At 79.5% G+C, this 2,784-nt stretch carries 4 protein-coding genes; 1 reads left to right on the top strand and 3 read right to left on the bottom strand.

The features are described 5' to 3' along the window. Positions 1-600, top strand: a 600-nt coding sequence (locus E1266_RS36665) for an SDR family oxidoreductase (protein WP_132055107.1), incomplete at its 5' end; no start/stop codon positions are given. Between the two features lie 7 nt (positions 601-607). Here E1266_RS36665 and E1266_RS36660 read toward each other — a convergent pair. From E1266_RS36660 to E1266_RS38590, 3 genes are read right to left on the bottom strand one after another with little or no spacing between them, the layout of a single operon-like run. Next, the gene (locus tag E1266_RS36660) at positions 608-1,126 is read right to left on the bottom strand and encodes a TIGR00725 family protein (protein WP_243719343.1); all 519 of its coding nucleotides are present in this window, start codon (positions 1,124-1,126) and stop codon (positions 608-610) included. 4 nt (positions 1,127-1,130) lie between these two features. Then, positions 1,131-1,430 carry a 4a-hydroxytetrahydrobiopterin dehydratase gene (locus E1266_RS36655; RefSeq protein ID WP_132055106.1) on the bottom strand — a complete coding sequence of 100 codons (300 nt, stop codon included), beginning with the start codon at positions 1,428-1,430 and terminating at the stop codon, positions 1,131-1,133. Between the two features lie 5 nt (positions 1,431-1,435). Continuing rightward, positions 1,436-2,677: a hypothetical protein gene (locus tag E1266_RS38590; RefSeq protein WP_165966367.1), complete on the bottom strand. Its 1,242-nt coding sequence runs from the start codon at positions 2,675-2,677 to the stop codon at positions 1,436-1,438. Positions 2,678-2,784 lie beyond the last annotated feature (107 nt).

The raw sequence follows: 2,784 nt of genomic DNA, 5'->3' as shown, positions 1-2,784 counted from the left end.
CCTCGCGGGTGCCGCGCGGCGGCCGTCAGCGCCGACCTGGGCACCCGCGAGGGGGTGGCGCGGGCGGCGGAGGAGGCGGCGGCCGCGTTCGGGGAGCCGGACATCCTGGTGAACTCGGCGGGGTTGAACCTGCGGCCTCCGATGGGCGAGCTCGGCGACGAGGTGTGGGACGCCACGATGGCGGTGAACCTGGAGGCGCCGTTCCTGCTCGGGCGGCGGTTCGGGCCGGGGATGGCCGAGCGGGGCTTCGGGCGGCTGATCCACATCTCCTCGCAGCAGGCGTTCCGGGCGTCGCTGACCAGCGGCGCGTACGGGGTGTCCAAGGCGGGGCTGGTGGCGCTGGCGCGGTCGCAGGCCGAGGCGTGGTCGCCGCGGGGCGTCACCGCCAACACGCTGGTGCCGGGGTTCGTGATGACGCCGCTGAACGCGCGGGTCGCGGCGGACCCGGAGCTGGTGCGGGCGCTGGCCGGGCGCACGCTCACCGGCCGCAACGGGCTGCCGGAGGACTTCGCGGGCGCGGCGGTGTTCCTGGCCTCGCCGGCCGCCGGCTATGTCACCGGCCAGTCGATCTTCGTGGACGGCGGGTTCTCCGCGCACTGACGCGCCGTCAGCGGGCGGGCGGGCCGAACAGGCCGGTGGCCGCGACGGCCTCGGCGGCGTCCGCGGCGTGGACGATGCCGGGGGCGGGCCTGCCGTCGTGGTCGAGGACGCGCCAGCCGCCGATCTGCACGACCGGGACGGCGGCGCGCATCGCCAGGGCCAGTTCCGACAGCGTCCCCCAGGACCCGCCGATGACGATGACGGCGTCGGCGGCGTTGACGATCACGTTGTTGCGGGCCTGCCCGAGGCCGGTGGGCAGCGCGACGGTGAGGTCGGGTCCGGCGGCGTCGCGGTCGGTGCCGGGCAGGACGCCGACGACGGTGCCGCCGGCGGCGCGGGCGCCCGCCGCGGCGGCGGCCATCACCCCGCCGAGCCCGCCGCAGACGACCACGGCGCCGTGCCGGGCGAGCAGCCGCCCGGTCTCGCGGGCGTGGCCGCGTTCGCGTTCGGTGCACTCGCCGGGCCCGCACACCGCCACCTGCACCCGGCCCCGGCCGGGCCCCTGGGCCGGGTGCTGGGCGGTCACGGGGTCATTCGGCGCCGTGCCGGGCGGCGATCCGGTCGATCGCGGCGGCGAGGTCGAAGTCCTTGCCGGTCAGGCCGCCGGCGCTGTGGGTGGTGAGGGCGAAGGTCACGGTGCGCCAGCGGATGTCGATGTCGGGGTGGTGGTCGGCGTCCTCGGCGGCGCGGGCGACGTCGCCGACCAGGTCGATGCCGGCGAGGAAGGCGGGCGCCTTCACCGTCCTGCGGATGAGGTCGCCGTCGCGCTCCCAGGCGGGCAGGTCGCGCAGCCGTCCGGCGACGGCGTCGTCGTCGAGGGTGTCGGCCATCCAGATCACTTCCCGTTCGTCTCGTCCGCCGGCCGGGACGGCCCTTCCCCTCCGAGTACATCACGTCCGGGTCCGGGGGCCTCCCCGGTGGTGACCTGCGCCCACACGTCGGTGGTGCGGGTCCGCCCGGCGGGGGTGTCCTCGACGGTCTCCTCGACGACGACGGCCGCCGCCACGCGCGGGCCGGCGCCCGGGCCGGAGCCGGGGGCGGGGCGGGTGGCGGTGGTCCAGGTGGTCTTGGCGACGTCGACGACGACGTCGCGGGCGACGTCGGCGACGATGCCGCGCAGGGTGTCCTGCATGGCGAGCTTGAGGGCGTCGCGGAGCAGCTCGCGCAGGACGGCCTCGATCGCGGCGGTGGCGGCGCGGGACGCGGTGCGCAGGGCCAGGTCGCGGGCGGTGCGGGCGACGGCGCTGCCGGTGACGGCGGTGACCAGGTCCGCGGCGTCGCGGGCGGCGCCGCGGACGGCGGGGTCGGCCGCGGCGCGGGCGGCGAGCCCGGCGGCCGCGCCGGTGAGGGGGGCGAGTTCGGGCGCGGCGGCGGCGCCGCGGGCGCGGTCGCGGACGGTGCCGGCCAGGTCGCGGGCGGCCTGCTCGGCGGTCTCGCGGACGACGCGGGCGACGACGTCGCGGCCGGCGGTCATCGCGGCCTCGGCGGCGGCGTCGGCGACGGTGTCGACCGCGGCGTCCACGACGGTCCTGGTGGCGGCCTGCACGACGGGCGCGGCGGCGGTGCGGGCGGCGACGTCCAGGGCGGCGTCGGCCGCGGCGCGGGCGAGGGGCCCGGCGGCGAAGCGGCGCGCGGCGGCCGCCATGGGGTGCCGCGCGGTCTGCTGGGCGGCCTGCTCGGCGAGGGCCAGCGCGGTGGCGGCGGCCTGGTAGGCGCCCGCGGTGGCGGGGTTGGCCTCGGCGGCGGCGCGGGCCTCGGTGACGGCGCGTTCGGCGGCGGCGGAGGCGGCCTTGACCGCGGCGTCGCGGGCGGCCTGCTCGACGGCCTTCATCGCGGGCGTCCCGGCGAGCTGGTCCAGGATGCGGGCCGCGGCGACCGCGGCGGCGCGGCGGGCGGCGGCGACGGCGGGTTCCCCGGCGGTGGCGGCGGTGCGCGCGGCGGTCGCGGCGGCCGGGGCGAGCCCGTCCCAGATCTCCTCCAGCCGCCGCGCGGCGGCCTGGTCCGCGCCGCCGCCCGCGCCGCCGTTGCCGGCGTCTCCGCCGCGGTCGTCTTGCAGGTCCTTTTCGTTCACAGCCACGCCCCTCAGCACGATCCGCCCCCAAATCACCATAACTTCCGAACGGCGCCGCGGGTTCCGGCCGGGACGCCGGTGCGGCGGGGTCAGCGGCCGCAGGCGGGGCAGGG

Source organism: Actinomadura sp. 7K534, assembly GCF_004348575.1.
Taxonomy (GTDB): Bacteria; Actinomycetota; Actinomycetes; order Streptosporangiales; family Streptosporangiaceae; genus Spirillospora; species Spirillospora livida.
Note: the sequence above shows the minus strand (reverse complement) of the source record. Positions and strands in the feature narration are given on the sequence as shown.